Raw genomic sequence first — 4,670 nt, 5'->3', positions numbered from 1 at the left:
CATCGTCCCGGGCGGCGGCGTCGCCCTGCTCCGTGCTTCCGAGCAGCTCAAGGGCCTGCGCACCAAGAACGACGACCAGAAGACCGGCGTCGAGATCGTGCGCAAGGCGCTGTCCTGGCCGGCCCGCCAGATCGCGATCAACGCCGGTGAAGACGGCTCGGTGATCGTTGGCAAGATCCTCGAGAAGGATCAGTACGCCTACGGCTTCGACTCGCAGACCGGCGAATACGGCAACCTCGTCTCCAAGGGCATCATCGACCCGACCAAGGTCGTGCGCACCGCGATCCAGAACGCCTCCTCCGTGGCGGCGCTCTTGATCACCACCGAGGCCATGGTCGCCGAGCTGCCGAAGAAGGCCGCAGCCGGCCCGGCTATGCCCCCGGGCGGCGGCATGGGAGGCATGGACTTCTGATCCAGCCGCATCGAAGAAAGCGAGAATTACAGAACCCCGGCTCCAATGCCGGGGTTTTTCTTTGACGCCGCACTCATGTCCCCTTGTTATTTCGGTGCGCGTAGCCCAAGCCCCGAACTTCAGTACGCATACGACGAAGTACGACGAAGACCGCCTGATTGGCGCATGTGGAAGGTTCTAGTTCCAGAACTAGCCGCAGACATAGAAGCTCCCATCGGCTCACAAACTCAGCAGTCAATAGCCGATCGCTCAATCACTCCGCCAGACGGGGTCTCCTTGGTCTCCTTGCCGCTTACCGATTAGGAGACCAACTTTGCCGACGGCCGCACTGAACTTCGCACACCGCTGCGCTGGGCAAAGTACGTCCCTCGTATCCCTCCGTTGAGGGGTCTCTTCGCCGATTACCGCTCCTACTCGTTCTTGGATGAAACAACGCGTCAGCGCCCGGCGGGCTTTCCTCGAATCACCTTAGCGTAAGATCCTCGAAAATTCTGCGATGCCCCCAAGCTCCGGCAATAAGGCTCAGCCTCGCAGAATGCGGCTGTTCGGAAGCCGGTTCGTTTGACACCAAAGCGAGGCCGATGTCGAATCCATCCGAACTTTACGGAGGCGCTGATGGGCTTAGCTAGATCCGATTTGCGCCCGCCACAAGCGAGCGTAAGCGCCTTCAGCTATCAGCAGATCCGCATGCCGTCCCTCCGCAATAACCCGTCCCTTGTCCAAGACCACGATCTTGTCGGCGTCACAAATGGTGCTGAGCCGATGAGAGATGACGATGATGATCTTACCAGCCCGACGCAGATCCTCAACCACGCGTACGACACGCGCCTCGGCGACCGAATCGAGAGAGGAGGTCGCCTCGTCGAGGATCAGGATTTTCGGATCCCGGTACAGAGCCCGAGCCAAGGCAAGGCGCTGCTTCTCGCCGCCGGACAGGCGTACGCCGTTCTCGCCCAGATAGGCTTGGTAGCCACCAGGCCAGCGCTCGATCACCTCCCGCAGCCCTATTTGCTCGCAAAGTTGCCGGACCTTCGCGATGTCCGGCTCGAACTCGCCAAGGGCGACGTTCTCGATCACCGAGCCCGAGAACACGTCGATCGATTGCGGTACCGCAGCAATAACCTTACGCAGGGATACGGTCGAGAGGTCCTGGAGGTCATAAGAGCCGATCCGAATGCGTCCGCCCTCAAGCGGGTAAATATTCTGCAGCAGCGCCGCAAGGGAGCTCTTGCCGGAGCCGCTTTCCCCCACCACGGCCGTCATCTCGCCTCGGCGGAAGGTGACGCTGAGATCCTGGAAAAGCTCCGACTGCGCGCCATGGCGGAACGTGACGTTCTCCAAGCGGATATCGCCAAGCTCGGGCTTGGTGGCATCAATGTCGCCGCCGCTAGCCGGCTCCAGGTCGAAGATCTCGAACAGGCGATCCGCCGCGATCAAAGCATCCTGAACGATCCGATTAGTTTGAATCAGGCTTGCAACCGGCCGGGTGATATAGCCGAGCAACGTATAGCAGGACAGTAATTCGCCGGGCGTGACGGTCTGATCGAGGGCAAGCGTCGTACCGAACCACATCAGTACGATGGTGAATAGGGTCGAGAGGAAAGTCGAGGCATTGTCTCCGAAGACCGAGATGAGGCCGGAACTGTAGACGGAGTGCAGCGTCTTGATGAAGCGGGTCTCCACTTTGAGGTTGACAAAACTCTCCATACTGAACGCCTTGATAGTGGAGACCGCACCCAGTGATTCAACCAGTTGCGCCTCGAGATCGGCGGCATTCTCCATAATGGCGCGCTGGCGCTTCCTATTCAGCCGGTTGATGATCCAATAGACTGAGAGATATATAGGGATGGAGATCACCACGACCAAGGCGATCTTCCACGAGTAAACGAACATCAGTCCGAACGAGAACAGTATCACTAGCACGTTGACGAACATGGTGATCGAGACATCGTTCAGGAAGCTCCTGATCTTCACGGCGTCGTTCATGCGGGAAACGATTTCGCCCAGGCGCATGCTGTCGAAGAACTTCTGGGGTAGGCTTAGGATGTGATTGTAGTAGCCGAGGATCAAGCAGACATCGATCTTCTGCCCCGTTTGCAGGACGAGCCGGTTTCTGAGGATATTGATCAGGATCTGTGGCACCAGGATGAGCAGCATGGCGATGCTCATCAGGTTGAGCAGGTTGCGGTTGCCTGCTGTGATCACGTGATCGACGATCTTCTGGACGTAGATGGCGGTCGAGAGGCCGAGAATCGTCGTCACCAGCGCCCCGACGAGAGCCTGCGCCATCATCTCCCTATGTGGCGCAAGCAGACGGGCGAAGCGGAGAAGAGGGGAGGTGCTCTCGTCACGGCGCTTGAAGGTGTCTGCCGGAACGAGGAGCACCAGGACGCCAGTCCATTGCCTCTTGAATTCCTCATGCGACAGCTTGCGGATTTCGCCATAGGCTGGGTCCATGATGATGACCCACCTAGCGTCAATCGCCTGGATTACGACGAAGTGGTGCAAGACCTCCTTGACGATGACGTGCGCGATAGCGGGCTTGGGGATCTTGTACAGGCTGTCGAAGCCACCCTTCACTCCCTTGGCGATGAAGCCCAGCTTTTGAGCCGCTTGCGTGAGGCCCGACACCGTGGTGCCGGAGCGGCCGGTCGAGGCGTACTGGCGGATGCGCGACAATGGCAGCTTGTAGCCATAGAAAGCTCCGACAGAAGCAAGACTGGCGGCCCCGCAATCCGTGACATCACGTTGCTTGAACTTGATGACCTTGCTCGACATGGCGGCTCGTTGCGTATTTGGAAATGAAGAACTAGCGCGTCAGCAGCGGATTGAGCCAATCGTCGACTTCACTGTAGAGGAGTTGCAGGACCGTGCGGTCGGCCACGAGGAAACGGGCCCGCACGGTCATGCCTTTCTTCAGGCGACCGACAACCCCGTTTTTGAGCGCGACATGGTTGCGAGAGAGCGCGCAGCGGACCTTGAAGACGGGGTTCTTGTCGCGGAGAGTGAAATCCTGCGCCACGTCAAGCACTGTCGCGTCGATGACACCCCATCGATTGTAGTTGAAGGCATCCACTTGGAGCCGCACCAACTGGCCCGATCGCACGAAGCCGATGTCGTTGGGAGAGACGTAGATTTCAGCCACCAGTTCGCCGTCGGGCGATACCCAAGCCACGGTTTGCCCCGCCTGGACATAGCTGCCCGGGGTGAGGCCGGAGAATTGCTCTAGAGCGCCTGACACGGGAGCTCGAATGAGGGTCAGATCCCGTTCGTTCTCGAGCTGATGCAAGCTGGCTGTAAGTTCCTTAAGGCGTAGGTTAGTGTCGAAGAGCTGCTGGTTCCATTCGGCGGATTTGCTACGTGCGAGGATCTCGCCTTTGACCTCAATGCTCTGGAGTGCGAAAGTCTTTTCGTCAACGGCCTTTGCGGGCGATGCAGCAACGGAGACCAGTCGCTTAACGCGGTCGAGTTCTGCCGCAGCATGACTGCGGGCATATTGGTTCTCCCGCAGCAGGTTGAGAAAATGTAGCCGCTCAGCAGTGGCGGACTTGGTCAGGAGGTGGATCTGGTCCTTAGCCTCTGTGCCAGAGGAAATCAGAGTTTCGAGGTCACGGGCAAGATCGGTTTTCGCACGAATTTCGCCCGTAAGCGCCATCAGCCTTTGCTCAACCACCTCATCATCGAGGGCGAGGATCTCTTGCCCTCGGTTAACCAGATCGTTGTCAACGGCAAGGATGCGCGAGACGCGTCCGGAGACAGGCGCGATCAGGGGCGTCTTCTCGATGGTGGGGCGAATCGTCCCGGCACTTTGAACAGAGACCGTTACGGTGATGATTGGCAGTGAGACCAATGTCACAACAACAAAGAGCACAATGATCTTATAGATGACCAAAGATCGTCCTGATCGTCGGGAGAGGACGCTCTCCGCGGTGAAGCTGACAATTTCAGGAGGAAGTAGGATATCGGTCATGTCAGAAGCTCATGACGATTAGCAGCTTCCACGGATACCGCTAATCGGTGTTCGGCAACGCAAAGAGAGAAATTCAAGAGTCGTGCCAACTGTGTGCAGGAAGAGCCCCAGAAAACGGTTCCGCTTTTATCCAACGGCTTAACTGAGAGTGCGGCGGCACGCCGTCCGAACATCACTGTGTCTGGAACGCTACTAACCCGACAACAGGTGGTAACGAAGGACGCAGTGTTGCTCGTGTCCCGCGCGGGCTGCCAGAGACTTGAGAGCGTGCAATCTCTTCACTTCCAA

At 58.3% G+C, this 4,670-nt stretch carries 3 protein-coding genes; 1 reads left to right on the top strand and 2 read right to left on the bottom strand.

Annotated features, from left to right (window positions below; genetic code table 11):
- Window positions 1–412 (top strand): TCP-1/cpn60 chaperonin family protein (locus H8B02_RS45375; RefSeq protein WP_283842322.1); only part of this gene is annotated, 412 nt, incomplete at its 5' end.
- A gap of 621 nt (window positions 413–1,033) precedes the next feature.
- Here the strand turns inward: H8B02_RS45375 and H8B02_RS45370 are convergent.
- Together H8B02_RS45370 and H8B02_RS45365 are read right to left on the bottom strand one after the other, a co-directional pair.
- The gene (locus H8B02_RS45370) at window positions 1,034–3,190 is read right to left on the bottom strand and encodes a peptidase domain-containing ABC transporter (protein ID WP_229172229.1); all 2,157 of its coding nucleotides are present in this window, start codon (window positions 3,188–3,190) and stop codon (window positions 1,034–1,036) included.
- A gap of 31 nt (window positions 3,191–3,221) precedes the next feature.
- A complete protein-coding gene (locus H8B02_RS45365; RefSeq protein ID WP_229172230.1) occupies window positions 3,222–4,304 on the bottom strand; it encodes an HlyD family secretion protein in 1,083 nt (360 codons plus the stop codon).
- Window positions 4,305–4,670 lie beyond the last annotated feature (366 nt).

The sequence above is a fragment of the Bradyrhizobium altum genome, from assembly GCF_020889705.1.
GTDB classification, from domain to species: Bacteria; Pseudomonadota; Alphaproteobacteria; order Rhizobiales; family Xanthobacteraceae; genus Bradyrhizobium; species Bradyrhizobium altum.
Note: the sequence above shows the minus strand (reverse complement) of the source record. Positions and strands in the feature narration are given on the sequence as shown.